This is a genomic window from Pseudomonas sp. GM33, assembly GCF_000282295.1.
GTDB classification, from domain to species: Bacteria; Pseudomonadota; Gammaproteobacteria; order Pseudomonadales; family Pseudomonadaceae; genus Aquipseudomonas; species Aquipseudomonas laurylsulfatiphila.
On sequence record NZ_AKJO01000177.1, the window covers coordinates 21,062 to 46,652 of the forward strand.

Annotated in this window: 22 protein-coding genes; 11 read left to right on the top strand and 11 right to left on the bottom strand. The window is 60.8% G+C overall.

What is annotated here, in order from left to right; translation table 11 throughout:
• Nucleotides 1–8 precede the first annotated feature (8 nt).
• Nucleotides 9–707 carry an urea ABC transporter ATP-binding subunit UrtE gene (gene urtE, locus PMI26_RS03130; protein WP_007979642.1) on the top strand — a complete coding sequence of 233 codons (699 nt, stop codon included), beginning with the start codon at nucleotides 9–11 and terminating at the stop codon, nucleotides 705–707.
• An 11-nt stretch (nucleotides 708–718) separates the two neighbouring features.
• Here urtE and PMI26_RS03125 read toward each other — a convergent pair whose 3' ends face one another.
• Nucleotides 719–2,053: a DUF4329 domain-containing protein gene (locus tag PMI26_RS03125; protein WP_007979644.1), complete on the bottom strand. Its 1,335-nt coding sequence runs from the start codon at nucleotides 2,051–2,053 to the stop codon at nucleotides 719–721.
• Between the two features lie 252 nt (nucleotides 2,054–2,305).
• Here PMI26_RS03125 and PMI26_RS03120 point away from each other — a divergent pair, with 252 nt between their 5' ends.
• From PMI26_RS03120 to ureC, 6 genes are all read left to right on the top strand, one after another.
• Nucleotides 2,306–3,145, top strand: a complete 840-nt coding sequence (locus PMI26_RS03120; RefSeq protein ID WP_007979646.1) for an urease accessory protein UreD — start codon at nucleotides 2,306–2,308, stop codon at nucleotides 3,143–3,145.
• A gap of 155 nt (nucleotides 3,146–3,300) precedes the next feature.
• Nucleotides 3,301–3,603, top strand: coding sequence for an urease subunit gamma (locus PMI26_RS03115; RefSeq protein WP_007979647.1), 303 nt, complete (start codon nucleotides 3,301–3,303; stop codon nucleotides 3,601–3,603).
• Between the two features lie 9 nt (nucleotides 3,604–3,612).
• Complete coding sequence (locus tag PMI26_RS03110) at nucleotides 3,613–4,146, top strand: GNAT family N-acetyltransferase (protein ID WP_007979650.1); 534 nt, start codon at nucleotides 3,613–3,615, stop codon at nucleotides 4,144–4,146.
• 6 nt (nucleotides 4,147–4,152) lie between these two features.
• The gene (locus PMI26_RS03105) at nucleotides 4,153–4,686 is read left to right on the top strand and encodes a GNAT family N-acetyltransferase (protein WP_007979651.1); all 534 of its coding nucleotides are present in this window, start codon (nucleotides 4,153–4,155) and stop codon (nucleotides 4,684–4,686) included.
• A complete protein-coding gene (locus tag PMI26_RS03100; RefSeq protein WP_007979653.1) occupies nucleotides 4,686–4,991 on the top strand; it encodes an urease subunit beta in 306 nt (101 codons plus the stop codon). Before PMI26_RS03105 ends, PMI26_RS03100 begins: the two co-directional genes overlap by 1 nt.
• A gap of 160 nt (nucleotides 4,992–5,151) precedes the next feature.
• Nucleotides 5,152–6,852 (top strand): urease subunit alpha, encoded by a 1,701-nt coding sequence (gene ureC / locus PMI26_RS03095; protein ID WP_007979656.1) that lies wholly within the window; start codon nucleotides 5,152–5,154, stop codon nucleotides 6,850–6,852.
• 66 nt (nucleotides 6,853–6,918) lie between these two features.
• On the opposite strand, the gene PMI26_RS03090 is transcribed toward ureC, so the two are convergent.
• The gene (locus PMI26_RS03090) at nucleotides 6,919–12,189 is read right to left on the bottom strand and encodes a dermonecrotic toxin domain-containing protein (RefSeq protein ID WP_007979658.1); all 5,271 of its coding nucleotides are present in this window, start codon (nucleotides 12,187–12,189) and stop codon (nucleotides 6,919–6,921) included.
• A 250-nt stretch (nucleotides 12,190–12,439) separates the two neighbouring features.
• Between PMI26_RS03090 and PMI26_RS03085 the strand changes: the two genes are divergently transcribed.
• Nucleotides 12,440–13,567, top strand: coding sequence for a sensor histidine kinase (locus PMI26_RS03085; protein WP_007979661.1), 1,128 nt, complete (start codon nucleotides 12,440–12,442; stop codon nucleotides 13,565–13,567).
• Nucleotides 13,568–13,675: 108 nt separating this feature from the next.
• Here the strand turns inward: PMI26_RS03085 and PMI26_RS03080 are convergent, their stop codons facing one another.
• Both PMI26_RS03080 and PMI26_RS03075 read right to left on the bottom strand, forming a co-directional pair.
• Entirely contained in the window at nucleotides 13,676–13,981 is a 306-nt protein-coding gene (locus tag PMI26_RS03080) for a chaperone modulator CbpM (RefSeq protein WP_007979663.1), read from the bottom strand.
• A gap of 27 nt (nucleotides 13,982–14,008) precedes the next feature.
• Entirely contained in the window at nucleotides 14,009–14,956 is a 948-nt protein-coding gene (locus PMI26_RS03075) for a DnaJ C-terminal domain-containing protein (RefSeq protein ID WP_007979664.1), read from the bottom strand.
• Nucleotides 14,957–15,253: 297 nt separating this feature from the next.
• Between PMI26_RS03075 and PMI26_RS03070 the strand changes: the two genes are divergently transcribed.
• Nucleotides 15,254–16,528 (top strand): Hsp70 family protein, encoded by a 1,275-nt coding sequence (locus PMI26_RS03070; RefSeq protein WP_007979665.1) that lies wholly within the window; start codon nucleotides 15,254–15,256, stop codon nucleotides 16,526–16,528.
• Between the two features lie 117 nt (nucleotides 16,529–16,645).
• On the opposite strand, the gene PMI26_RS03065 is transcribed toward PMI26_RS03070, so the two are convergent.
• The 3 genes from PMI26_RS03065 to PMI26_RS03055 form a co-directional block, all read right to left on the bottom strand.
• On the bottom strand, nucleotides 16,646–17,659 hold the full coding sequence (locus tag PMI26_RS03065) for an AI-2E family transporter (RefSeq protein WP_007979667.1): 1,014 nt from the start codon (nucleotides 17,657–17,659) through the stop codon (nucleotides 16,646–16,648).
• Nucleotides 17,660–17,924: 265 nt separating this feature from the next.
• Nucleotides 17,925–18,233, bottom strand: a complete 309-nt coding sequence (locus PMI26_RS03060) for a PsiF family protein (RefSeq protein ID WP_007979669.1) — start codon at nucleotides 18,231–18,233, stop codon at nucleotides 17,925–17,927.
• Between the two features lie 64 nt (nucleotides 18,234–18,297).
• The gene (locus PMI26_RS03055) at nucleotides 18,298–19,092 is read right to left on the bottom strand and encodes an AraC family transcriptional regulator (protein WP_033048375.1); all 795 of its coding nucleotides are present in this window, start codon (nucleotides 19,090–19,092) and stop codon (nucleotides 18,298–18,300) included.
• 97 nt (nucleotides 19,093–19,189) lie between these two features.
• Here PMI26_RS03055 and PMI26_RS03050 point away from each other — a divergent pair, with 97 nt between their 5' ends.
• Nucleotides 19,190–20,077, top strand: coding sequence for a DMT family transporter (locus tag PMI26_RS03050; protein WP_007979672.1), 888 nt, complete (start codon nucleotides 19,190–19,192; stop codon nucleotides 20,075–20,077).
• A 103-nt stretch (nucleotides 20,078–20,180) separates the two neighbouring features.
• On the opposite strand, the gene PMI26_RS03045 is transcribed toward PMI26_RS03050, so the two are convergent.
• The 3 genes from PMI26_RS03045 to PMI26_RS03035 all read right to left on the bottom strand — a co-directional run bounded on the left by PMI26_RS03045 (nucleotide 20,181) and on the right by PMI26_RS03035 (nucleotide 22,122).
• Nucleotides 20,181–21,071 carry an esterase/lipase family protein gene (locus PMI26_RS03045; RefSeq protein WP_007979674.1) on the bottom strand — a complete coding sequence of 297 codons (891 nt, stop codon included), beginning with the start codon at nucleotides 21,069–21,071 and terminating at the stop codon, nucleotides 20,181–20,183.
• Nucleotides 21,072–21,177: 106 nt separating this feature from the next.
• Entirely contained in the window at nucleotides 21,178–21,483 is a 306-nt protein-coding gene (locus tag PMI26_RS03040; protein WP_007979676.1) for a DMT family transporter, read from the bottom strand.
• Nucleotides 21,484–22,122 carry an FMN-dependent NADH-azoreductase gene (locus PMI26_RS03035; RefSeq protein WP_007979679.1) on the bottom strand — a complete coding sequence of 213 codons (639 nt, stop codon included), beginning with the start codon at nucleotides 22,120–22,122 and terminating at the stop codon, nucleotides 21,484–21,486.
• 110 nt (nucleotides 22,123–22,232) lie between these two features.
• On the opposite strand from PMI26_RS03035, the gene PMI26_RS03030 reads away from it, so the two are divergent.
• Nucleotides 22,233–23,147 carry a LysR substrate-binding domain-containing protein gene (locus tag PMI26_RS03030; protein ID WP_162130298.1) on the top strand — a complete coding sequence of 305 codons (915 nt, stop codon included), beginning with the start codon at nucleotides 22,233–22,235 and terminating at the stop codon, nucleotides 23,145–23,147.
• A 117-nt stretch (nucleotides 23,148–23,264) separates the two neighbouring features.
• On the opposite strand, the gene PMI26_RS03025 is transcribed toward PMI26_RS03030, so the two are convergent.
• On the bottom strand, nucleotides 23,265–25,340 hold the full coding sequence (locus PMI26_RS03025) for an AsmA family protein (protein WP_007979682.1): 2,076 nt from the start codon (nucleotides 25,338–25,340) through the stop codon (nucleotides 23,265–23,267).
• Between the last annotated feature and the right edge of the window lie 251 nt (nucleotides 25,341–25,591).

Here is a 25,591-nt window from a genome sequence, read left to right on the forward strand (position 1 = left end):
ATTTGAGAATGCTGCAAGTCGAAAAACTGCACCAGTACTACGGCGGAAGCCACATCCTGCGCGGCCTGACGTTTGACGTGAAGGTCGGCGAAGTCACCTGTCTGCTCGGGCGCAACGGCGTGGGCAAGACCACCCTGCTCAAATGCCTGATGGGCCTGCTGCCGGCCAAAGAAGGCGCGGTCAATTGGGAAGGCAAGCCGATCACCACGTTCAAACCGCACCAGCGTGTGCATGCCGGCATTGCCTATGTCCCGCAGGGCCGGGAGATCTTCGGCCGCCTGACCGTCGAGGAAAACCTGCTGATGGGCCTGTCGCGTTTTCCCGGCAGCGAAGCGAAGGAGGTGCCAGCGTTTATCTACGAGCTATTCCCGGTGCTGCTGCAAATGAAACAACGCCGGGGGGGCGACCTGTCCGGCGGCCAGCAACAACAACTGGCCATCGGCCGCGCGCTGGCCAGCCGCCCTCGCCTGCTGATCCTCGACGAGCCCACCGAAGGCATCCAGCCGTCGGTGATCAAGGAGATCGGTGCCGTGATCAAAAAACTCGCGGCCCGGGGCGACATGGCCATTCTGCTGGTGGAGCAGTTCTACGATTTCGCCGCCGAACTGGCCGACCAATACCTGGTGATGTCCCGGGGCGAGATCGTGCAACAGGGGCGTGGTGAAAATATGGAAGCCGAGGGCGTGCGTGGGCTGGTTACGATCTGAACAGTGAACTGTCAGCGCTCATTCAGAATCCGGGGTGATGGGTTTGCCCCTGCATAGGGCCGCCATTCAGAACCCACCACGCCGCCAACATCCCAGAGCGGGCTGCTTTTTTCGACCGTCAGTACGCCCGTTACTGCAACACTCAAGACAAAATCCTTGGCGCTCAGATGCCCACCCAGCAAGAGTTTATCGATGTTGACGCCCATCGCCCCTTCAGTCTTGATAACCCAGGCTTCGGCTTCAGAAAACGTGCTGTGGTACTTCAGCAGTGCTCCGTCCGGAGTCTGGCGAAATACCGAATAACCCAAGGAAGAGTCCACCAAGCCTGATCCCCGAGCCTGCAGAACACTGAATACCAATGACTGGGGTGAGAAAAACTGCTGATACAGATCAGCCTCATTTTCCGGTAGTGCCGTCGCCAGCAACTCGGGCCCCAGGTACACACCTGCCAACGTCTGATTTTCCGGTAACAGAAAACCGTCTGGCGTCGCGGGGAAGACCTGCTCGATTGCCAGCAATCCATCAGGTCGGTGGAACGGCAATGTCACGACATATTCGTCACGGTCGCGACGCTTGAGGATAAACCCCACACGCTGATCTCCCGCTGTCGCGGGCACGCGACTCAAGGCATCGTTCAACGCTGAGGCCGGGTCTTCAAAAACGCCCGTAAAAAACGGCTGGAGTTTGGGAAGCCCGGGTATGACCGGTTGGTAGGGAATCCATTCAGCCGTGATCGGGCCACGCAGGCCACCCCATAGGGTGCCTGGTTCCAGGACACGCATGTGACCGATGACTGCGATCCTTCTGACCATGTCTTCGGGTGTGCGGCCCATTCGGTATACAGGACTGTAGTCTGAGTCCGGTGGATTAATGGAGTACGCCACCAGAGAACCGGAGGGACCTGAAACATAACACTGTTTAAAAAAGTCCCTATGCCTGAACGCACCATGGACATCAGGCATTGAAGGCAGCGCGTTGAACAACTTGACCTGATCATCGTTGAAGGATGGGTTCGCCTTGGCAATCCCCTCGGGAATGTCCGGATGACTATGCCATTTGCCAACGCAAAGGTATCCGGCCGGATGGCTGATCGTCTGGGTCTGCCGGTCGTAGTTCAACAAACGTTCCATATCAAACGAAGTTGCCTTGCCCTGGACAGGTGTTGTCGCGACAAACTTGCCATCCGGGCGCTGCAAAATGAGTGCGCCGTACTCTCTGTCGCTCACGCGATCATGTTGGTGAACCCAATACGCAGCATCGTCTTCGCAAATAAAGGGCTGACTAACAGGTGGTAACACCGGCGCGGTCGCCGGTGCAGATTGTAAAGGCTCATAAGAAGTGGTCATCAAGAAACTCCAGAATGTTCGGTCGCCCCGCCGGAGGGGGGGGAGCGTGCGCTTGCATCCTGGGTTCTTCGTGACCACCGATGGCGGTAGATATATATGTCTAAACAGGCGCGAAGCACCAATTGGTTGCACGATATTTCATAGATCGCCCCTTAGTGGTGCATCAGCACAATCAATAGTCGCCTCCTGCCTGCAAATCCTTGCGGCACAGCCTTTGCAAACATCCTGACGACCTCTCGACAAGCATTGACTATGACTCTTCCGGCTTCAGGCGTTTTGTTCACCCCCAGTTGGCACGCCGAACTGGAGCTCGGCTACGCCCGATTCGACAACACCACGCGCCCGGTCCAGCGTCGGCACAAAGGCCCGCTGCGGGTACAAAAGCACCTGTATGCCGAAGGGCCGGAAGTCTGCCAGCACATCATCGTCCACCCACCCGGCGGAATTGCCGGAGGCGATCGACTGGACATTTCGGCCAGCGTCGAGGGCGATGCCTGGGCGCAAATCACCAGCCCCGGCGCGGCCAAGTGGTATCGCGCTGCCGGCCCGGCCTTTCAGCAACTGAAGTTGAAGGTGGCGGCCGGTGCGACACTGGAATGGTTGCCCCAGGAGACGATCATTTTCAGTGCGGCCCAGGCTGAACTCAGCACTTCCATCGACCTTGAAGGCGATGCGCGCCTGTTCTACTGGGACGTCGTGGCCCTGGGCCGTCCGGCCAGCGGCGAGCGCTTCGACCTTGGGCATTTCCAGGCACGACTGGATGTGCGCCGCGACGACCAGTTGCTCTGGCATGAACGTCAGCGCATTGTCGGAGCGGACGGTTTACTTGATTCGCCCATCGGGCTCGACGGGCAACCGGTGTTTGCCACGTTATTGGTGACGGGTGAAATCGATAGCGAACTGCTGGAGCGCTGCCGCTCGCTGCCCAACGACGTGCGCGGGGATTTGACCCAGTTGCCGGGGTTGCTGGTTGCACGGTGCCTGGCCACTGAAGCGTTGTTAGCACGGGGATGGTTGATTGAACTTTGGAAGTTGTTACGCCCCGCCCTTCTGGGTCGCGAGGCCGTATCACCCAGAATATGGAGCACCTGAAATGCGATCGAATGTGGGAGCGGGCTTGCTCGCGAATGGGGTGGGCCAGTCAGCATTGATGTTGAATGACACTCCGCATTCGCGAGCAAGCCCGCTCCCACAGGGTTTGTATTCACAGATCCGAACTTTTTAATCTGCCCAGATGGATGTCTACGATGGACCTGACCCCACGCGAAAAAGACAAGCTGCTGATATTCACCGCAGGCCTGGTGGCCGAGCGGCGTTTGGCGCGCGGCGTGAAACTCAACTACCCGGAGGCCATGGCCTACATCTCCGCGGCCCTGCTCGAAGGCGCCCGTGACGGCCAGAGCGTGGCCGACCTGATGCACTTCGGCACCACCCTGCTGACCCGCGAACAAGTGATGGAAGGTATCCCGGAAATGATCCCGGAAATCCAGGTCGAGGCCACCTTTCCCGACGGCACCAAACTGGTCACCGTCCACCAACCCATCGCCTGAGGCCGCGCCATGACTTACCACATCCGCGATGCCGTGCCTGCCGATCTGCCGGCCATCCGCGACATCTACAACGACGCGGTACTCAACACCACCGCGATCTGGAATGAACAGGCGGTCGACCTCGGCAACCGCCAGGCCTGGTTCAGCGCCCGGCAATCCCAGGCTTACCCGATTCTGGTGATCGTCAATGGTGAAAATTCGGTACTGGGCTATGCCTCATTCGGCGACTGGCGCCCCTTCGACGGTTTCCGCCACACCGTCGAGCACTCGGTCTACGTACGCAACGACCAGCGCGGCAACGGCCTCGGCCCACAACTGATGAAAGCGCTGGTCGAACGCGCCAAAGACTGCGGCAAACACGTGATGGTCGCCGCCATCGAAAGCGGTAACGCCGCCTCCATTCGCTTGCATGAGCGCATCGGTTTCATCACCACCGGACAAATGCCTCAGGTCGGCACCAAATTCGGCCGCTGGCTGGACCTGACCTTCATGCAACTGACCCTCAATCCCGGCGCACAACCGCCGAGCGTCAACCAGGAGTAACGCCCGATGAACGCCGCCCAACTGCGACGCGTCAACGTTGAAAGCTTTGCGCACTATCGTCAGGGATTGATTGACCTGCTGCTCGATGCCGTCGGCTATGGCGCCAGTGTCGGCTTCATGGCCGACCTCGATGCGACCCAGGCCCACGCCTATTTCGATGAGGTCCAGGACAACCTGAACAAGGGCAATCTGTTGCTGTGGGTGGTGGTCAAGGACGAACAGGTGCAGGCCAGCGTGCAGTTGGGTTTGTGCCAGAAAGCTAACGGCCTGAACCGCGCCGAAGTGCAAAAGCTGCTGGTGCGCGAACATGCCCGGCGTCGCGGTCTGGGCCAGCAACTGATGAACGCTCTGGAGGCCGCCGCCCTGCAGCACAAGCGCGGCATGTTGTACCTCGACACCGAGGCCGGTTCGCCCGCCGAAGCCTTCTATCAATCGCTGGGCTATACCCGCGCCGGTGAAATCCCCGACTACGCCTGCGACCCGAGCGGCCGCTACAAGCCGACCGCCCTTTATTACAAGATTCTCCAAGGAGCCCATTGATGATTCCCGGCGAATACCAGATCCAGCCCGGCGACATCGAACTCAACGTCGGCCGCCGCACGATCAGCCTGAAGGTGGCCAACAGCGGTGACCGGCCGATCCAGGTCGGCTCGCATTATCACTTTTTCGAAACCAACGACGCCCTGGCGTTCGACCGTGCCGCCAGTCGCGGCATGCGCCTGAACATCCCGGCCGGCACGGCGGTGCGTTTCGAACCGGGACAGAGTCGCGAGGTGGAGTTGGTGGATTTGGCGGGGCATCGTCGGGTGTTCGGGTTTGCCGGCAGGATCATGGGCGATCTCTGATTGATGCGATCTCTGCACCGGCCCCTTCGCGCGCAAGCCCGCTCCCACATTCGACCGAGTTCCTCCGGTTGGAATGCGGGCAACTGTGGGAGCGGGCTTGCTCGCGAATCTGTGAGCGAAGCGAACAGTCTCAAACACAATTGAATCCCAAGGCAAGCGCATGAAAATCTCAAGACAAGCCTACGCCGACATGTTCGGCCCCACCGTTGGTGACAAGGTGCGCCTGGCCGATACCGAGTTGTGGATCGAAGTGGAACAGGACTTCACCACCTACGGCGAAGAAGTGAAATTCGGTGGCGGTAAAGTCATTCGTGACGGCCAGGGTCAGAGCCAGTTGCTGGCCGCCGACGTGGTCGACACCCTCATCACCAACGCGCTGATCATCGATCACTGGGGTATCGTCAAGGCCGACGTCGGCCTCAAGGACGGGCGCATCGCGGCGATCGGCAAGGCTGGCAACCCGGACATTCAGCCCAACGTCAACATCGCCATTGGCGCCAGCACCGAAGTCATCGCCGGTGAAGGCATGATCCTCACCGCCGGCGGCATCGACACCCATATCCACTTCATCTGCCCGCAGCAGATCGAAGAGGCATTGATGAGCGGTGTCACCACCATGATCGGTGGCGGCACCGGACCGGCTACCGGCACCAACGCGACCACCTGCACCTCCGGGCCGTGGCACCTGGCGCGCATGCTTCAGGCTGCCGACGCGTTCCCGATGAACATCGGTCTCACCGGCAAGGGCAACGCCAGCTTGCCGGAGCCGTTGATCGAACAGGTCAAGGCCGGTGCCATCGGCCTCAAGTTGCATGAGGACTGGGGCACCACGCCCGCGAGCATCGACAACTGCCTGAGCGTGGCCGACCGGTTCGACGTGCAGGTGGCGATCCACACCGACACCCTCAACGAATCCGGTTTCGTCGAGACCACCCTCGCCGCCTTCAAGGGCCGCACCATTCACACCTATCACACCGAAGGTGCCGGTGGCGGTCACGCACCGGACATCATCAAGGCCTGCGGTTTTGCCAACGTGCTGCCGAGTTCGACCAACCCGACCCGGCCGTTCACCCGTAACACCATCGACGAACACCTCGACATGCTGATGGTCTGCCATCATCTCGACCCGAGCATTGCCGAGGATGTGGCCTTCGCCGAAAGCCGCATCCGCCGCGAGACGATTGCCGCCGAAGACATCCTCCACGACCTCGGTGCGTTCTCGATGATCAGCTCCGACAGCCAGGCCATGGGGCGGGTCGGTGAAGTCATCACCCGCACCTGGCAGACTGCCGACAAGATGAAAAGACAGCGCGGGCCGCTGCCCGGCGATGGCGCCGGCAACGACAACTTCCGCGCCAAGCGCTACATCGCCAAGTACACCATCAACCCGGCGATCACCCACGGAGTCAGTCATGAAGTGGGCTCGGTGGAAGTGGGCAAATGGGCGGACCTGGTGCTTTGGCGTCCGGCGTTTTTCGGCGTGAAACCAACGCTGATTCTCAAGGGGGGCGCCATCGCGGCCAGCCTGATGGGCGACGCCAATGCCTCGATCCCGACACCGCAACCGGTGCACTACCGCCCCATGTTCGCCAGCTACGGCGGCTCGCTGCACGCCACCAGCATGACCTTCATCAGTCAGGCGGCGCAGGAGGCCGGCTTGCCTGAAGCGCTGGGTTTGAAGAAGAAAATCGCTGTGGTCAAAGGTTGTCGCGACGTGCAGAAAACCGACCTGATCCACAACGACTACCTGCCGAAAATCGACGTCGATCCGCAGACCTATCAGGTCAAGGCCGATGGGGTTTTGCTGTGGTGTGAGCCAGCTGAGACATTGCCGATGGCCCAGCGTTACTTCCTGTTCTGAACCGGCAACCACGACACGAGCAAAGGCCTCGCACACCCTGTGTCGAGGCCTTTGTTTTTTCCGTGATTACTGAACGGAGTCAATCCGCAGCCGATCCAGCTTGGCCCGAATCATCGCTTCCCGTGTCAGTTTTTTCAGCAACTGCGTAATCTGCAGATCGATGTCATCCAAGGCTTGAACATATTCCTCGTCAGTCATCAGCTTGCCGTTCGCAAAGTCAGTTTCACTTTTGCCCAACTCACTGCACAACCCCTTGATTTCCGCCTCCACCGCCGCCTTTCCCTCGGCGGTGAGCCGCGTACCATCGGCCCGACGCTGCAATGCATCCTGCAAATCGGTGGTCGCGTCGATCCTGCGCTTCAAGCCGTTCAATTCCTCGCGGTAAGTAGTCTCCAGCCAGGTTCGCCAGAGCGGTTGCTCGAAGAGGCGATCAATCAGCAGATCACCTTCCTCCAGCGCCTTGATCCGCTGGAACGCTGCTTCGGTCATATCCTTGCTCACACCGGCGATTTTTCGAAACTGCATGCCCCGCGCCTGCCACGGCAAATCCAGTCGCTCTGCCAGATCGGTCATGTAGGCCAGGTGCACTTCCACTTCATCGATAGTGCCGATCACATCGCCATTGGCGTCGTAGCGACGGAACCGTTCGCCGTTAGCCAGCCGCGCAGACACTCGCTGACGGGCAATGGCACCGAGCTCATCGAGCCGGGACTTGCCAAGGGCCAGCTCCAGCAATTGCGCCTCAATCAGGTCCGCACGCACCAGGGCGTAGGCTTCGTGCACCATCACCTGCACGCCCATGGCATTGAACAGTTGCGTGCCGCCATCCACGCACTCGGTGGGCGTTGCCGCCTCGTTGAACAGCTTGATTCGCAGTTCGCTGTCGCTGGCCATGGCTTCGAGCATGCGCCAGACCTTGGTCGTCAGTTCCGTCTGATAGTCACCGCCGGCCTTGAAGTCGGCGGACTGGGTGAGCTTGCGCAGCTCATTGAAAAACGGCACCGAACCAAACTCGTCTTCAACGTCGTTCCAGACTTCCTGCTTTTCCTGCCATTGCCGCTCAGTCATGCCCATCCACCAATCCGCACTGTCGAGCAGACCTCGGGGTGGGTATGGGCGGTCCGGGTCCATGCCGACCGACTCGATGTACAACCTGAGGGTGTCGAAATTTTCCGGCGATATCCAGTGCGGCTCCCGGCTGATCACCGTGCGAGCCAGCAGCTCGGCGCGAAACGATCCGGGCGCGACTTGCGGTATCCGGCTGATCGGATTGCGGCTCAATTCAATGAAAATACTGCGTGGTCGCGACTGGGAAAACAGACCGACAGGCCAACTGTCCAGTCCGGTATCGCTTAATACCAATACCTGCAAATGCGGCATCCGGCTGACATCAGGAATGAGCTTCAGCGGGTTGCCGCGCAGCGCCAACGACCTCAGGCGTGTCAGATTCTTCAGGCGATCAACTGCCACTGGATCCAGCTCGATGCGGTTGTCGTTGAGGTACAGGTCGGTGAGATGACGCATGTCCTTCAGTACCGGCGGAAAAGCGCTCAGCAGATTGTCTTGCAGGTTGAGGTAGCGCACCTGATGGAACGGCTCGAGGAACGACAGGTTCCCGGAACGCAACTGCCCACCGCGCAGGCTCAGGCTGGTGACATGATCGAAGTTGGCCTCCAGTCTCGGCAGGGTTTCCAGCAGTCGGCTCAGCCTGGGAATGTTGTCCAGACTCAACGCCTGCGGCCGTACTACCCCGAAAGCCTCGATGCCCTCCGGCCCGGTGCGCTGCCAGCATTGCCTGAGCACTTTGTAGATGTTGTTTCGTGCATGCCACTCCGCCACGCCCGGCGGGGTAAAGCGAGCGGATTGCGTCGGCGAATTCATCCAGCGTTGCAGGGTGCGGTTCAACTGGTTGAACTCGGCCTCCAGCAGGGTCAGCCGCGCATGCACCGCCCCTTCGCCCTGACCGAAACCCGCCAGCAATGTCTCCACTTCCTCCGAGGTAAGATCCGGATACAGTGCACGAGCCCGCTGTCGCAGGCCTACGCCTTGTGGTGCTTGTCGGGCATAGCCACGCATGCCGCCACGCAAGCGCATGACACTCGGGTCGTAAGCCGGCCTGGTGATCGGGTGGTCCCGCAGAAGCAGCTCAAACCGGGATCGATCCAGCGGCTGCGCCCTGACCGTTTGCTCAAGGCGTGAATACTCATGGATTTCAAAGCCAAGCGCTGTGCGCTCAGCGTCGGGCAAGGCATGCAGCACCGCCGCGTACAGATTGTCCGCACCGTGCAGATGCTGATCGAGCGCATCACGCGCCTCGTAACGACCATGCTCATTCAACACCAATACCCTGCGGATCGATGCATCCTCTGGACCGAGACTGTCGGCCAGCGGACCTTCAAATGAGTACTCGCGGATTTCCAGACGCAAATCCGCCGACCAGCCCGGCAGGTTGGCCAGAGAATGCAGTTCCAGGCGCGCGGTGTCGGCATTATGCAATGAGTCGAGGTAGAAGCCTTCATAAGCTCGCGTCACCCGCAGCTGATATGCAGCCTCCCGGGCTTGTTCAGTCAATCTCAAGGGAACGCGCTGTTTTTCGCTCAGGTGTTGCACGTCCGATGGCTGTGCATCACGCAGCAGTTCTTTCGCCTGGGCGGTCGCGAGTTCTGCACCATCATTCTTGAGCAGGTTCACCAAGGGGTCGGCCGAACGCGTCCGACTTGCATACAGCCCATCGAACAGACGCCTTTTGTGCAGGCGTGCCTGCCCCGCCAGTTGCTCGCGCATTGCTACGACACGCACCTGCCGGTCCCCGGAGTACCGCTGTCCGAGTACATCGCGCAGGGCCTGTTCATCGAGGAACCCGACAACCCGTTCGGTCAACTCACCGGCGAGCAGATCCTGCCGGCTCATGCGCAAGGTCTCGGCCGGCAGCGCATCGGCGTAACCCTCCTTGATCGACGCACCTGACAGGTCCGGGTCGTCGAAGATTTCGATGGCTTTACCGTCGGGCCAGCCCGGCACTTCAGTCATGAAACGTGGCAGAAAACCGGCCCATTCCTCATCGACCCGGTTCGCCAGGATATGCACTGCGCAAGCGTCGGCATCGGCGTGGGCCTTGTAGCGTTCCAGGGTGTCGAGCAGCAACGCGGGCGGAGTTTCATGCTCGACATGGAGCCTGCGCAGCACGTTTTCATGCACGCCGCTGGCAGTCAAAATATGCTCCAGGGTCTCATCGGAAAGCCCCTGCACCGAAGAGCCCAGGCGCCTGAGCACTGCACGCCGATCCCATTCGAGCGGTTGATCGAGTTCGGTCTTCCAGCTGCCGGCACCGTTGTGCTCCAACAGCGGCTGATAGGCCTCGGCGCGAGTCGGGTGTTGCAGCCGATGCTGGCCGGTTTCCGGGTCTTGTCTGACGGCATAGCATTTGTCGTCTAGCCGCAGCAGGTCCTGTTCCTGATGACGGTACAGCCCTGTGTCACCGGCCTTCGCCCCATCGGGCAATGTTATCGATTGCTCATAAGGCGCGAGGTCAGGGTTCCACAACCGCTCCTTGCCGCCGACTTCCACTGGCTTGAGCCCCTCGACAAACGGCGACACCTTGATCGGTGCGACAGCGGGGCCGGGCAACACATGTCCGGCGCCCATCAGTGCCAGTTGCGCGAAGTTGATCAAGACCCCGTTGAAGTACGCCGAAGCCTGTTCCTTGTCACCCTTGCTCCAGTCCTCGACGCCTTCGGCAACCTCGGCGAGCATTTGCGCGACCATGATGCCGAGCATGGCTTCGCCCAGCCCCGGCACCAGCATTGCGGCGAAATTGAAAACATTCCAGCCGATCGACAGGTAACCGCTCAGGCGCTTGAAGCGTGCGTTGGCATCCTCGTCACCGGTCGGTACGGCGATCAGCCGGGCATCAGCGATGGCCTTGTTACGCCGTTCCACAAACAGGGTGATCCACAGATCATCCGCGATCTGGTTGGTTACCGGTTCCGCATCCGGATTTTCGACCGCCGTTTCACGCCACCACGGGCCCATGTCCAGCGGTTCGCGCTCATGCCAGGTGTAGGTCGTGAGACGCTCTTTGACCCGGGCGAAAAACAGCCCCTTGTCCTTCTGCGCCACAAAGCGGCTGAAAAACGCCTGGTAATCGGTATTTCTCAACTGCCCCAGGAGCGCCTTCATGAACGCAGTCAGTGAGGGGTACTCTTTCAACGGATGATCAGGATCATCGGGCACATAAGCGATCAACGGACCGCTTACACGACTCTGTTGATAGATGTCCTCGCGGCGCAACAGCTCATCGTTCAACCCCTGCGGCCCATTGGCGAAGAAAGCTTGCAGCAGTTTGAATTGATCGTATTCCCGGCCCGGAAGAACAGGGACGCGGTGCGACCAGTCGATCCAGAATCTCAACAAGGCCGGTGTCAACGCTTCAATTTCGCGCTTTATTTGCGATGGCTCGCTGACCGCGCTGAACAACACGATACCGGTCAAGCGAAACCCCATCAGCGACAAGCGATGACCTTGCAACGGCCGGTCGTAGAGCGTGATGTTGGCCTGCCTCTCACGCACCTGGCCCAGTTTGACGTAGGCATGGTCACTGATATCGCCCTTCAATCGGGCAATCAGTGCGGCCACATGAAAGGCCGCCTGTTCACTGGCCACCGAGTCTTGTTGCAAGGTTCGCTGTGCTTGCGGGGCGTCGGGCAACAGGACGGACTTGATGTGCCGCTGGTATTGCCCGCCGATGTCCAGGCTGCGACACAACGCGGCAAAATCCGGCAGGGCAATGGCCGACTCCAGGCTCAGACTGCCCCGGTTGTCCTTGCGGTAAATACCGGAACTGTCTCGGAACGCCCCTTCGACGGTTTCAGCTTCCTCGAAGTTGTGCAGTGCCGCCTCCAGCAAGGTCGACTGGCGGACGCGACTGGCGCCGGTGTCGATGCCGAAGATGATCGTACTGGGCACCTCGAGCTGCACGCTGAGTTCGTCGGCGCGTTCAACCGAGTTGAAATTCGCCTGCAACATCTCCCTGAGCAGCGGTTCGGCGAAGGCCTCGATGTCGTGTTGCAAGCTGCCCAGCGTTTTGTCCAGTACGCCCTGCACACGCCAGCGCTCCTCGATCAACTGCTTCAGGTACTGGCGGTCGATGGCCCGTGCGCCGCTGTACCACTCGGGCATCGCCGGCTTCAGGGTTTCGAGGGATTTGAGCCTTGCAGGCGGGGCATTTTTCAGGGCGCCCGGTATCCCGTCGAATACGCGACGGTAATGTACGCCCTGGTGTTCGACACCTGTGGTTTCAATGGTTTGCTGTGAATGGCTTCCATGCAATTCAGACACTGTTACATCACCTTGATGGCTGGATTTGAACCCACAGCTTCGCCAACCCGCCCGCCAAACAAAAGCCCAAATAACCGTTGGGCCGCCCCTGGAAAAAGGCCTCCACCGTTCGAAATTCAAAGAGCCTTCAATACATAAGTACCGCCATAGAGACCTGGACTCATGCCACCGAACGAGCGGTCGTGTTTTTTCCGGCAAAGGGACTACTATTCGATTCGCTGCCCCCCCGATTCATGCTCAGGTAACCACCATGCGTCTTTCCGAATTCATCGTGCTACAGGTTGATCGCATCGTCGATGAGTGGGAGCAGTTCGCCAAAACCATCACCCCGGCCGCCGAATCCATGGACAGCGCCGCCTTGCGCGACCATGCCCGGTCGATCCTGCTGGCCGCGGCCCGGGACATGTGCAAGCCCCAGACACCCGCCGAACAAGCGGCCAAGGCACGCGGCGAAGGCCCGGAGAAAACCCCGAGCCTCGACGAGGCCGGTGCCAGCCATGGCGAATTGCGCCATACCGTGGGTTTTGACCTGGTGCAGATGACCAGTGAATTCCGTCATTTGCGCGCCTGTGTCATCCGCCTGTGGGTCAACAGCCTGCAGTCACCTGACCTGGCCTACTTCCAGGACATGATCCGCTTCAACGAAGCCATCGACGAAGCCCTGGCCGAATCCACCGCCGCCTATGCCGAAATGGTCAACCGCTCCCGGGACATTTTCCTCGCGATCCTCGGTCATGACCTGCGCGCGCCCCTGCAGGCGGTGAGCATGTCCACCGAAATACTGCTGCGCAAAGCCGCGCTGGAAGGTGATGCGCTCAAGTGCGCGATCAATATCCAGCGCAGCACCGGACATCTGGCAGTGATGGTCGGGGATTTGCTGGAACTGGTGCGCAGTCGCCTGGGCAAGCATCTGCCGATCGAACCGGCGCCCATGGACCTGGCTGAAGCGGCACGGGAGGCGATTGCGCGGGCCTGTGCCGGTCAACCGGAGTGCGATCCAACCCTGACGGTACAGGGTGACACCCGCGGCACCTGGGACCCGCGCCGGCTCGACCAGATGCTGCAAAACCTGATCGGCAATGCCTTGCAACACGGTTCGAGCAAACGTGAAGTGACCTTGACCCTCAAGGGCGAGGCCGACAGCGTTCGGCTGACGGTGCAGAACGACGGAGTCCCCATCCCCTGCGATGCGATCCCGACCCTTTTCGACCCGCTGGTGCGCAGTGCCAGCGAAGAACTTGGCGAGCCTACTACCAGCCTTGGGTTGGGGTTGTTTATCGTCAAGGAGGTGGTCGACGCCCATCAGGGGACGATTGAAGTCAGTTCCAGTGAAATGGATGGCACGATCTTTACCGTGGTGTTGCCACGCAAAACCTGAAGCCCCCCGTGTAGGAGCTGCCGCAGGCTGCGATCTTTTGATTTTGAAGTCTTGCATCAGCAGGAGCAATGAAACACAAGATCAAAAGATCGCAGCCTGCGGCAGCTCCTACTCCACCAACAACCGCCCCAACCGCTGCTTGAGCATGCGGTTCTCGGCGCGCAGCTGCTGCACTTCTTCAAGCAGGTCCAGCGCCAGGGCGACGCCTTCCCACTCCAGGTCAAGGTCGCGCCGCAGCTTGGCGGCGCGCTTGGCCAGGGTCAGCTCATAGTCGTTGAAAACCCAGTCCTTGGGCTGAGCGCCCTGAGGTTCGAGGATGCCGTGCTCGACGATTTCGATCACGTAGACGTCCGACAGCTCGGTCGCCTCACAGAATTCTGCCATGTCCAGTTGAACGATCAGGGGACTGCTCATTGTCAGTGACTCCTTGGTTCTAAGGGATCAAAAATGCTCTCGCGGGTCGAATGCGGCTTTTTTCGCCAGTTCCTGCCACAGGGCCTTGATGTCATCGTCGGATTTCTTCGGCATCACGGCCTTCAATTGCACGAACAGGTAACCGCGCTCACCGGCCTTGTTCATCAGGCCGTGGCCCTTGGCGCGCATGCGCTGGCCGTTCTGGCTGCCGGCCGGCACCTTGAGGTTGATCTTGCCGGTCAGGGTCGGCACGGCGACTTCAGCCCCCAGCGCCAGCTCCCACGGAGCCAGTGGCAAGGTGATGATCAGGTTATCGCCTTCGACGTCGAATTTCGGGTGCGGTGCGAAACGGATCGTCAGGTACAGGTCGCCATTGGCGCCGCCGCCCACGCCCGGAGCGCCCTGCCCCTTGAGGCGAATGCGCTCGCCGTCGGCCACACCGGCCGGAATCTTCACGTTCAGGCTTTTGCTGGTGTTGCTCACATGCTGGCCGGCCGCGTTGTACTGCGGTACCTGGAAGGTGACCTTCTTCGATTCGGTCGACAGTGTTTCTTCGAGAAAAACCCCAAGCTCCATTTCCACGTCTTGCCCTCGACGTCCGGTGCTGCGACGCGACTGTCCACCCCCACTGAAACCAGGCCCACGGTTGCCGAAGATCGAACTGAAGAAGTCCGAGAAATCGCCCGTGTCCTGGCCACCGCCACCGAAACCGCCACGGCTCTGCCAGCCCGGCGGTCCCTGGAACGGCTGGCCGTGCTGGCCATAGCGGCGCAGATCATCGTATTCGGCGCGCTTGTCGGCGCTTTTCAGCGCTTCATAGGCTTCCGAGGCGTCCTTGAACTTGGCCTCGGCGTCCTTTTCCTTGCTGACGTCAGGGTGGTATTTGCGCGCCAGCTTGCGATAGGCGGCCTTGATCGCCTTATCGTCTGCGGTCGGTTCCACACCGAGAATCTTGTAATAGTCTTTGAAGTCCATCGCGGGAATCACCATCCGTTATCAAATCGCGCCACGGGCCACAGCATGCGCTTGTTTGCAGCCGTTGGTTTGACCGATCTCAAATTTGTGACCGGGCGGCGCAGCAGAAGTTTATCGGCAGCCGGCGGGGCTTCTTGCGAGCACGCCCGCCGCTGTCCGGTTGATGCAGGGTAGTTTGGGGGGGATGCCCCATCTTTCAAGGCATTGTTTGCGAAGAATTAGCAGATAACCGGCCTTCGAATCTGGCGCGCACTGGCATACACTGCGCGGCCGTTTTTTAACCGGAACCTGAAAGACATGAACAACGCATCTCCAGCCCGTGCCGTGGGTATCGACTTTGGCACGTCCAACTCCACCGTCGGCTGGCTGCGCCCCGGCGTGGAAACGCTGATCGCGCTGGAGGACGACAAGATCACCCTGCCGTCAGTGGTCTTCTTCAATATCGAAGAACGTCGCCCGGTGTACGGCCGGCTGGCGCTGCACGAATACCTGGAAGGCTACGAAGGCCGCCTGATGCGCTCGCTCAAGAGCCTGCTGGGTTCCAAGCTGATCAAGCACGACACCAGCGTCCTGGGCACAGCCATGCCGTTCAAGGACCTGCTCGGGCTGTTCATTGGCCAGCTCAAGAGCCGTGCCGAGGCCGCCGCCGGTCGGGAATTCGAAGAAGTGGTGCTGGGTCGGCCGGTGTTCTTCGTCGATGACGATCCGATGGCCGACAAGGAAGCCGAAGACACCCTGGTCGACGTGGCGCGCAAGATCGGCTTCAAGGAAGTCTCGTTCCAGTTCGAACCGATTGCCGCGGCATTCGACTACGAGTCGACCATCGAGAAAGAAGAGCTGGTACTGATCGTCGACATCGGCGGTGGTACGTCCGACTTCTCCCTGGTGCGCCTGTCGCCGGAGCGGCGTGCTGTGGATAACCGCCAGGACGACATCCTCGCCACCGGCGGCGTGCACATCGGCGGGACCGACTTCGACAAGCAACTCTCGCTGGCCGGCCTGATGCCGCTGTTCGGCTACGGCAGCCGGATGAAGAGCGGTGCCTACATGCCCACCAGCCATCACATGAACCTGGCGACCTGGCACACGATCAACTCGGTGTACTCGCAAAAATCGCAACTGGCCCTGGGCAGCATGCGCTACGACATCGAGGACACCGGCGGCATCGATCGCCTGTTCAAGCTGATCGAACAGCGCGCCGGCCACTGGCTGGCGATGGAAGTGGAAGAAACCAAGATCCAGCTGACCCACGCCGACAACCGCCACGTGCCGCTGGACCGCATTGAAGCGGGCCTGAGCGTGGACTTGAGCCGTGCGCTGTTCGAGTCGGCCATCGATAACCTGCTGGAGCGGGTGCGCAACAGCGTCACCCAATTGCTGACAGACGCCGATGTTCGGGTCGATCAGGTCGACACGGTGTTCTTCACCGGCGGCTCAAGCGGCATTCCGGCGCTGCGCAACAGTGTTTCGGCGATGCTGCCGAAGGCGCGGCATGTGGAAGGGAACATCTTTGGCAGTATCGGCAGTGGCTTGGCGATCGAGGCTGCGAAACGCTACGGGTCGATGGACTGATCCAGAATCTTTGGCGCGCCCTTCGCGAGCAAGCCCGCTCCCACAGGTCATGCACAGTCCTTGTGGGAGCGGGCTTGCTCGCGAAGAGGCCAGCTCAGACAACAAAGATCCAGCGGATCAAACCATCCCCACCTGCTTCAATTCACTCTTCAGATACGCGTAGTAAATCGGCCCCGCCACCACCCCCGGCAGGCCGAACGCAGCCTCGAACACCAGCATCGCCAGCAGCAACTCCCACGACTTGGCACTGATCTGCCCGCCGACGATACGCGCGTTGAGGAAGTATTCGAGCTTGTGGATAAAAATCAGGTACCCAAGCGCCGCGACGGCGACCCAGATCGACAGCGACAGACCGACGATGGTGATCAGGGTGTTGGACATCAGGTTACCGATCACCGGCAGCAGGCCGAGGAGGAACGTCAGCACGATCAGGGTTTTGGTCAGCGGCAGCTTGATGCCGAACATCGGCAGGATCACCGCCAGGAAAATCCCGGTGAAGAAGGTGTTGAGCAGGGAAATCTTGATCTGGGCGAACACGATGTTGCGAAACGCCTGGACCAGCAGGTGCAGTCGATCAAACAGCGCCGCCGCCAGCGGTTTGCGCTTGGTCAGATCCGGCACACGCTGCAACGCAATGATCGCGCCCAGCACCATGCCGATCAGCAGGGTCACGAACATGTGTGCCGCGTCCTTGCCTACCAGCTGCAATTCGCTCAGGTGCTTGCTGACCCACTCGCCAATGGCCACACGAAACTCGGCGGCACTGGCCGGCAGATAGGCGTCGATAAACGGCGGAAGTTGCCCGCGTGCGCGGTCGACCACCCCCATGAATTTGTCGAGTGAAGCGCCAGGGTTTTCCGCCTCGTGCAAGAGGAAGCTGAAGGCACCGGCAAAGATCAGCGACAGTACGCTGACAATCAGAGTCCCCAGCAATGCCACCGCCAGCCAGCGCGCACGCCGGCCTTCGATCAGCCGTTGCAGTTGCGGGGTGAGCATGTTGACCAGTTCGAACACCAGCAACCCGGCGAGCAGGCTCGGCAGCAACCGCAGCGGCAGGACCAGCAGCAGCCCGCCAAAAATGATGACCCAGCTGATGACCAGCAAAACTTGACGCTGAGAAAACGTTGGCATACAGCCTCAAAAACGAACGGCGTAAAAAGGATTGGCAGTCTGCCAGCGATCCGGTGCGAGCACTAGGATTGTGTGGGTCGACCTTGGTCGGGGGCAGCTCAAGCGACTCGGCGCCCTTGTCGGCCTCTTCGTCGGAACGCCGCCCGGAGCAAGCCCGCTCCCACATGGTTTCTGTGCTGAACAAAAATTGCGCAGGCATCCAGGATCCCTGTGGGAGCGGGCTTGCCCGCGAAGAGGGCGGCCCATTCACCACAAGCGTCCAGGTTTATTTTTTCTTCAGGCAATCACTCATGAACGCCTTGCGCTCATCACCCTTGAGGGCTTTGGTGGCGGCGTCGGCGTTGCAGGTTTTCATTTTCTCTTGCTGCGGCGTCAAGGCCTTGCCGGCATCGTTTGCCGCCGGAGTAGCCTTCAGGCAGGTGCTCATGAAAGCTTTGCGCTCGTCGCCCTTGAGGCTCTTGGCCGTGGCGTCGGCATTGCAGGTAGTCATCTTTTCCTGTTGGGCTGTGGCGGCGAAGCCCTGGGAGCAGAGCAGCAAACCGATCATCAACAACGGGACACGCAAATTCTTCATGGAGTTTTCTCCTGGTCGCCACACCGAGGGGCGCGGCCTCGTACTGAAGTGTAGACAACCCCTGTTACACCTTCCTGTTCTCCAGATGGCTGCGCCGATACTGCTCCGGCGTACATCCGGCCTGGCGCTGGAACATCGCGATAAACGCCGAGCCGGTGCTGTAGCCCATGTCGAAAGCGATTTCCTGAATGCTGCGCTGGCTGTCCAGCGCTTCGATCGCTGCCAGAAAGCGCAGGCGCTGGCGCCACTCACCGAAGCTCATGCCCAGCTCCCGCACGAACTGCCGCGCCAGGGTGCGTTCACTGACATGGATGCGTGCGGCCCATTCCGACAATGGCCGGTTATCCCCGGGCTCGGCCTGCAATGCTTCCAGAATCCCCAGCAATCCGGGGCTGCTGGCGTAGGGCAAGTAGCACTCGTGCACCGGGGCCTGTTGCAGTTGATCCACCAATACCTGGGCCAGACGCCGGTCCGCATCGCGCTCGGGAATTTGCACGTCCCGGGCGGCGAAATCCTTGAGGATCGCCTTGAGGATGTCGCTGATGGCCAGGGTACAGGCTCGCGACGGCAAATCAGCGCACACCTTGGGCGCCAGGCACACGGCGCGGTAGTTGACCGGTTGATGGCTATAGAAACTGTGCTCGATCTGTGGCGGCACCCACACCGCGTATTGCGGAGGCGACATGAACCGGCTGCCCTCGACGTCCATGTGCAGTACGCCGTGGGCTGCATATTCCAGCGTCCCCCAGGGATGTCGATGGGGGGCGGCGTATTCGTGGGCGTCAAAATCGGCGTAGCGGAAGTACACCGCCGACGGCAGTTCGCTGAAATCCAGCAGGTCGATGTGTTTACTGCTCATGCTGTCCGTCATCAGGGGCGAGTTGTCTGGATCGAAGTATAGGCTTGCATCCAGACAAGCGGATAATTGCACTTCATTAACGTTCTGGTTTTTCCCGATGCAATACGCTTATCCCCTGCTGGCCATTTTCATCTGGGCCGGCAATACCGTGATCACCAAAATGTCGGCCGGGGCGATCTTCCCCGCCGAGATCGGTTTCTACCGCTGGCTGCTGGCCGGGTTGCTGTTCACCCCCTTCATGCTCAAACCGGTGCTCGCCCATTGGCCGCTGATCCGTCCGAAACTGGGCAAGATCTTTGTCCTCGGTGTTCTTGGCATGGCGGTCTATCAAAGCCTGGCGTACTTCGCCGCGAGCCTGACCTCAGCCACCAACATGGGCATCATCCTCTCGCTGATGCCGCTGATGTCGCTCGCGATGGCGATCATCAGCCTCGGCCAGCGCCTGACCATGGGTGCCCTGGCCGGTGCGGTGCTGTCGTTCGCCGGCGTCCTGGTGGTGGTGTCGTCCGGCAGCCTGGGCGCATTGCTCGAACACGGGGTCAACCTGGGCGACGCGATGATGCTGATCGCGACCCTGGCCTACGCGGTCTACAGCACCCTGTTGAAAAAATGGCAGCTGAAACTGCCGCCGCTGGTGCTCTTGTATCTGCAGGTGCTGGTGGCTGTGGTGGTGCTGTTTCCGCTGTTCCTCGCCTCACCGAAAGTCGGCCCGACCCTGCAGAACATTCCGCTGGTGCTGTACGCCTGCCTGCTGGCTTCGATGGTCGCGCCGTTGGCGTGGATGCAGGCGGTGGTACGTTTGGGGCCGAGCCGGACCACGCAGTTTTTCAATTTGCTGCCGTTGATTACCGCATTGATTGCAGCGGTGGTGCTGCATGAACAACTGGCGATGTATCACCTGGTGGGCGGGGTGTTGACCCTGGGTGGGGTGATTGTTTCCGAGCGTTGGACCACCGTGCTTGGTCGCAAGATTAGCGTTGCCTGATCCGGCGCTTTCGCGGGCAAGCCCGCTCCCACAGGGGATTGCATTCCATTGTGGGAGCGTGGCTTGGTCCGGGCGGCGTTCCGACGATGAACGACAACGCGGTCTAAAGCCCCGTCGCGCTTAGTCGCGCCGCATGTTCGACAAACAACCGCACCGGCGCAGCCCCCTTGCCCACCAGCCCCAGCGACTGGTTGACGATATCGAAGTGATCCAGCGGATACTCATCGCCAATCACCGTGCCCAGGTGCGAGCTGTAGCGCCCAACCATGCCGTCGCAATGCCCGGCTTCACGGACGAAGGTTTTGGCGAATAACCGGCAACTGCGGTTGGTACCGTCCAGCAGATTGCGCCCGCGATCGGTGATGCCCGGCTGCAACGTGCCGGACCAGGAGTAATAGCGCACGCCATTGACCTCTTCCGGCCCGTGACCGCCCCAGGTTTCAGGCAAGCCCTGTGGATAACGCTGGTTGAACAGCGCGACGCCAGCGCTGGTGAGGGAGAGATGGGACGCCTGGATATCCACCGGCAGCTTCGGCCCGCGATAACCGGTATCCAGCAACCCCATCAGTGCGCTGACCATCCGCAGCAAAAAACACAGCAGATGACCACGAACGCTGTCATGGGGGTAATGCTTGTGCAGATAATCGGCAAGCTCCGAACCATGGTTCGGCCCCGCCACCGAGGTCACCGATGCCACGAGATCCGGACGCTTGGCGGCGGCGTAGCGGGCGGTCAGCGAGCCCTGGCTATGACCGATCAGATTGACCTTGTCGGCCCCGGTTTCCCGCAGGATCTCGTCGATACGCGCCAGCAATTGCTCGCCGCGTACTTCGTTCGAATTAAGCGGCGAGACCTGCACGGCGAACACCACGGCCCCACCACGGCGCAGCGCCTCGACGATCCCGTACCAGTACGGATAAAACACCAGGCGGATGAACCCGAGCATTCCCGGGATCAGCACCAGCGGGTAGCGCGGGGCAGAACCTTGCGACATGGGTGGACATCCTTGTGGTCGAATGGTGACGCAAGCGCAATGCAAGACATCCGCCAAGCTACGCCTGCGAAGATGACAACTCGACGACAAGTCTATGTCATCCGCCCTACTTCAACCCCGCCACGCCCGCCACGATCAGCCCGACCGAGACCAGCTTGATCACACTCAGGCTTTCCCCCAGCAGCGCGAACCCGAGAAACACCGTGCCCAGCGAACCGATGGCGGTCCAGATCGGGTACGCGATGCTCACGGGTAACTCGCGCATGGCCAGGGTCAGGAAGTAGATCCCGCCCACAGCGGCCACCACCGTGATCAGCGAAGGCCAGAGCCGGGTGAAGCCCTCGGCGTACTTCATGCCCATGGCGAAGGTGACCTCGAACCCGGCGGCGACCAGCAGAAACACCCAGGCCATCTAGAACTCCCCGGCCAGCGCCAACAAGCGCTGCTCAGCCTCGGCGGCAGAGATTGCAAAGCTGCGCTCGGCGGACTCCTCGCCCTCGGCAGCGACCACCGTGACATCGGTGATGCCGATGAAGCCGAGCACCGTGCGCAGCAGTGTATCGGCATGGTTCATGGCTTCCAGCTCGCCGCCCGGACCAAAACCGAAGCCGCCACGGCTAGTGATGATCAGGGCTTTTTTGCCTTGCACCAACGGTTGGTACTGGGCCACGCCATTGTCCAGGGTGTGATCGAAGGTCACCCCCACCCGCACGATCTGATCGATCCAGGCCTTCAAGCCGCTGGGTACGCTGAAGTTGTGCATCGGTGTGGAAATCACCAGCACATCATGGCCGAGCAGTTCGCCGACCAGTTCGTCGCTGAACGCCAGGTCGGCCTGCATCGACAGTGGCCGTGCGTCGGGCTCGGGGTAAAACGCGGCGGCCACGAATGCCTCGTTGACCGGCGGGATCAGCGCCCGACCGACTTCGCGCCGGGTCAGTGACGAGTGTGGATGACGGGCCTGCCAGGCCGACAGAAACACTTCGGCCAAACGCCGGGAGTGCGAACGATCGCCACGGGGGCTGGCATGAACGGCAAGAATTTTACTCATCTGAATCTCCTCAGGGACTAAACTCAAACGGCTTGTGGCTTGCAGCTTGAAGCTCGCGGCCGCGCCCCTTCAAATGAGTAAAAATCAGCCAAGATGAATCCATTTCATCTGTGGAGTTTCCGATGTTCGCCTCGCTGCCCTTGACCGCCCTGCGCGCCTTCGAATCCGCCTCACGCCTGTTGAGTTTCAAGGCCGCCGCCGAAGAACTGTCCGTCACCCCGACGGCGGTGTCCCATCAGATCCGTTCCCTGGAGAGCTGGCTCGGCGTGCCGCTGTTCGAACGCCTGCCACGCCAGGTGCGCCTGACCGAGTGCGGCGAACGGCTGTTCCAGAGCCTGCACGGAGCTTTCCTCGAAGTGGCGCAAAGTGTCGATACCCTGCGCCCGCAGCGCAGCGGCGCCAACCTGACGGTCTCCACCACCGCGGCCTTCGCCGCACTGTGGCTGGTGCCTCGGCTGGGACGCTTCTACGCACGGCACCCGAATATCAACGTGCGCCTCGACACCCACTGCGAAGTCATCGATCTGCATCAGGACGCCAGTGTCGATCTGGTGCTGCGCTACAGCCTCGACGATTACCCAAACCTGTACGGCCAGTGCCTGTTCGATGAGTCCTTCGGTGTCTATGGTTCGCCCGAACAAGTGGCGCTGGCGTTGAACCGGGCCCCGACGCTGATCAGCGTGCGCTGGCACAACTCGAAACTCTATGCCCACGGCTGGGAGGCCTGGTGCGCGCAATCGGGCGAAACCTGGCTGAGCGGTCGGCCAGCGGTTCGCGAATACGACGAAGAGCATTACGCCCTGCAAGCGGCCATTGCCGGGCAGGGTCTGGTGCTGGCAAGCAATATTCTGGTGTCGGAAAGCGTGGCCAGCGGCCTTTTGTTGCCGTACCGGGGAGACATCCAGGTCGATGGCGCCGGCTACAGCGCACTGTGCGTGCCGGGACGCGAACGCCATCCACCGGTTCGGGCGTTTTTTGCGTGGCTGCGTGAAGAGGCGTTGGCGTCGGGACATGCTCTGGCGTGAGGATTGTTGCGGCTGTCAGGCCGCCATCGCGAGCAGGCTCGCTCCCACATTGTTCCTGCATACACAGATCATTGTGGGAGCGAGCCTGCTCGCGATGGGGCCCCTAAAGACGCCCAATCATTTGCCCGGCTTGACGGTGACAGGCGCCTTGCCCGACTTCATCTGCTCCAGCAACGGCGCGCATTGATTCGGCTCACCGCCACTCGGTGCCACCAGCGCCAGCAATCCTGCCGCCGGTGCGGCGATCACGCCCAGCGCCACCATTCCGGCGCCGCGCAGCATCAACGGCACGGCCTTGACCCCGGCATCGGGCTTGATGAACTTGCCGCGCACATACAGCGGCGAACGCAATGAAATCAGGCGCCAGCCCTTGGATTCCGGGGTGATAGTCAGGTCCAGTTGTTCCGTCGCCATGTTAGCGGTGCCGTCGATGTAGACGATGGCGTTCTCGGTGTCGAATACGAACAGCCGGGTGGTTGCCAGGCCGGACTGGATACCGAAATCGGCGGCCGCGCAGTTGATCCTCACTTCCTTGTCGCCAAAGATCTTGCCCACCACATAGTTGCCGACGTTCAGGCCCGCCAGCTCCATCAGTTCGCGACTGATGGCGCCATCGTTGATCAGCATTTTCAGATTGCCGTTGGCACTGCCCAGCAACTTGGCTACCGAGTTGCCGCGACCGGTGATATCTGCGTCGCCATTGAGCTCGCCAAAACTGGTTTTCATCGGCTCAAAGCCGGGGAACAACTGTTTGAGCTTGAAGCCCCGCGCCGTGAGCCTGGCGTGGCCTTCCAGGGGATCGGTGTGGCCGTTCAGGCGAATCTGTGCGTCCAGCTTGCCGCCGGCCACGCCGAAGCGCAGCGGTTCGAGACTGAGCACGCCATCGGTGAGCACCAGATGGGTATAGAGGTCGTTGAATGGCAATTTTTCGCTGTGCACGATGCGCTTGCCGGTGAACTCGACATCGGCGTCCATATCGCGCCAGCGGTCGGTCTTGAACTCTTCGACCGGCAGCACTTTGTCCGCCGGTTGTTTGCTGTCACCGCCACGGGCCTTCTGTTTGGCGTTGGAATCGGCTCCGATCAGCGGCGCCAGGTCAGCGAACAGCAATTGATTGGACAGCAGCGAGCCGCTGAGTTTTGGCCGTGGCTGGCTGGCCACGTAAGTCAGACTGCCGTGGATGTCACTCTCGCCGATCTTGCCGTTGAATTCTTCATAGCGGAACACCGCGCCACCCGGCTCGTGCAACTTGGCGATCAGATGGCCGTCGGTGGCATAGGGTGGCGTGTCCGGCAGGATCACGCCGGTCAGCGGGTAGAGGTTGCCCAGGCTGGTGCCGGCCAGTTTCAGGCGCAGGTCCAGGGCACCGAGATTCAGCGGATCGGTCAGGGTGCCAGCCAGTTCGACGCTGGAATCGGCGATCTTCACCTGTGCCTGAAGCGGAAACGGCCGTGTCGCATCCTGCAACGCCAACAGCCCGCCAATCTTGCCCTGACCCGCGAGTTTCTGACCGTGGTACTGGCCGTTGACCTTGAGAGCGAACGCATAATCCTGGGGGGACGAGCCCTTTTCTTGCGCGGCTTTCGCCGCTTTGTCGCCGACGATATCGCTGAACGGAATCGGCTTGCCCAACGGATCGATCAACACGTCGAGCTGCGTCTTCAAGCTCTGGTCGTCGAGGGTGACGTGGCCTTTGTCGAAGCCGATCGCACCGATATCCACCACCCAACTGGAAGGCTCGGCGTTCGGGTCTTTGGGGTCGAACTTGAACGTCCAGTTGGCGCGCCCGTCGGCCAGGCGTTGCAGCTGCGCATTCGGCTCGGCGAGGTCGATACGCGGGATCACCACCCGCTGTGCCAGCAAAGCCAGGGGTGATATGCGCAACTCGACACGCTTGAGAGTGGCCATCTGCGGTTGCTTCGACCAGTCCGGGTTACCCAGGCTGAGGTCCTCGGCCACCACATGGGGCCACGGCACCCAGGCGCGCCAGCCGCTTTCATCGGGCTCGGTCTGCCAGACCACCGACAGATTGCCGTTGATGGCAAAAGCGCGGTGCAGTTCTTCGGAAACCTTGGCATTGAGCGGCGGTTTGATCCGGTTCCAGTCGAAGAACACGATGATCAGCACCAGCAACGCCAACAGGGTAAGGAAGGTGGAAAGGGTCCAGACAAACGTCTTTTGGGTGCGCGTCATTGCACAGGGCTCCTGATACGACTGAGCGCCCCGACGGCGACGCACAGGTGAAACGGTGAGCCGGAAGCGGCTCGCCATGAAGTCTACGACTGATAAAAACCCGGCAGGTTTAATCGATAGACGGATTTCGCCGAATCCAGCCAGTCAGATACTGACCCATCAGTCGAGCAACGTTACCGACCCCGCACTTTTACACTTCAGATATGGGTCGAAAATACCCAAACCGGTGCAAGACAACTCGCCGGAAACGC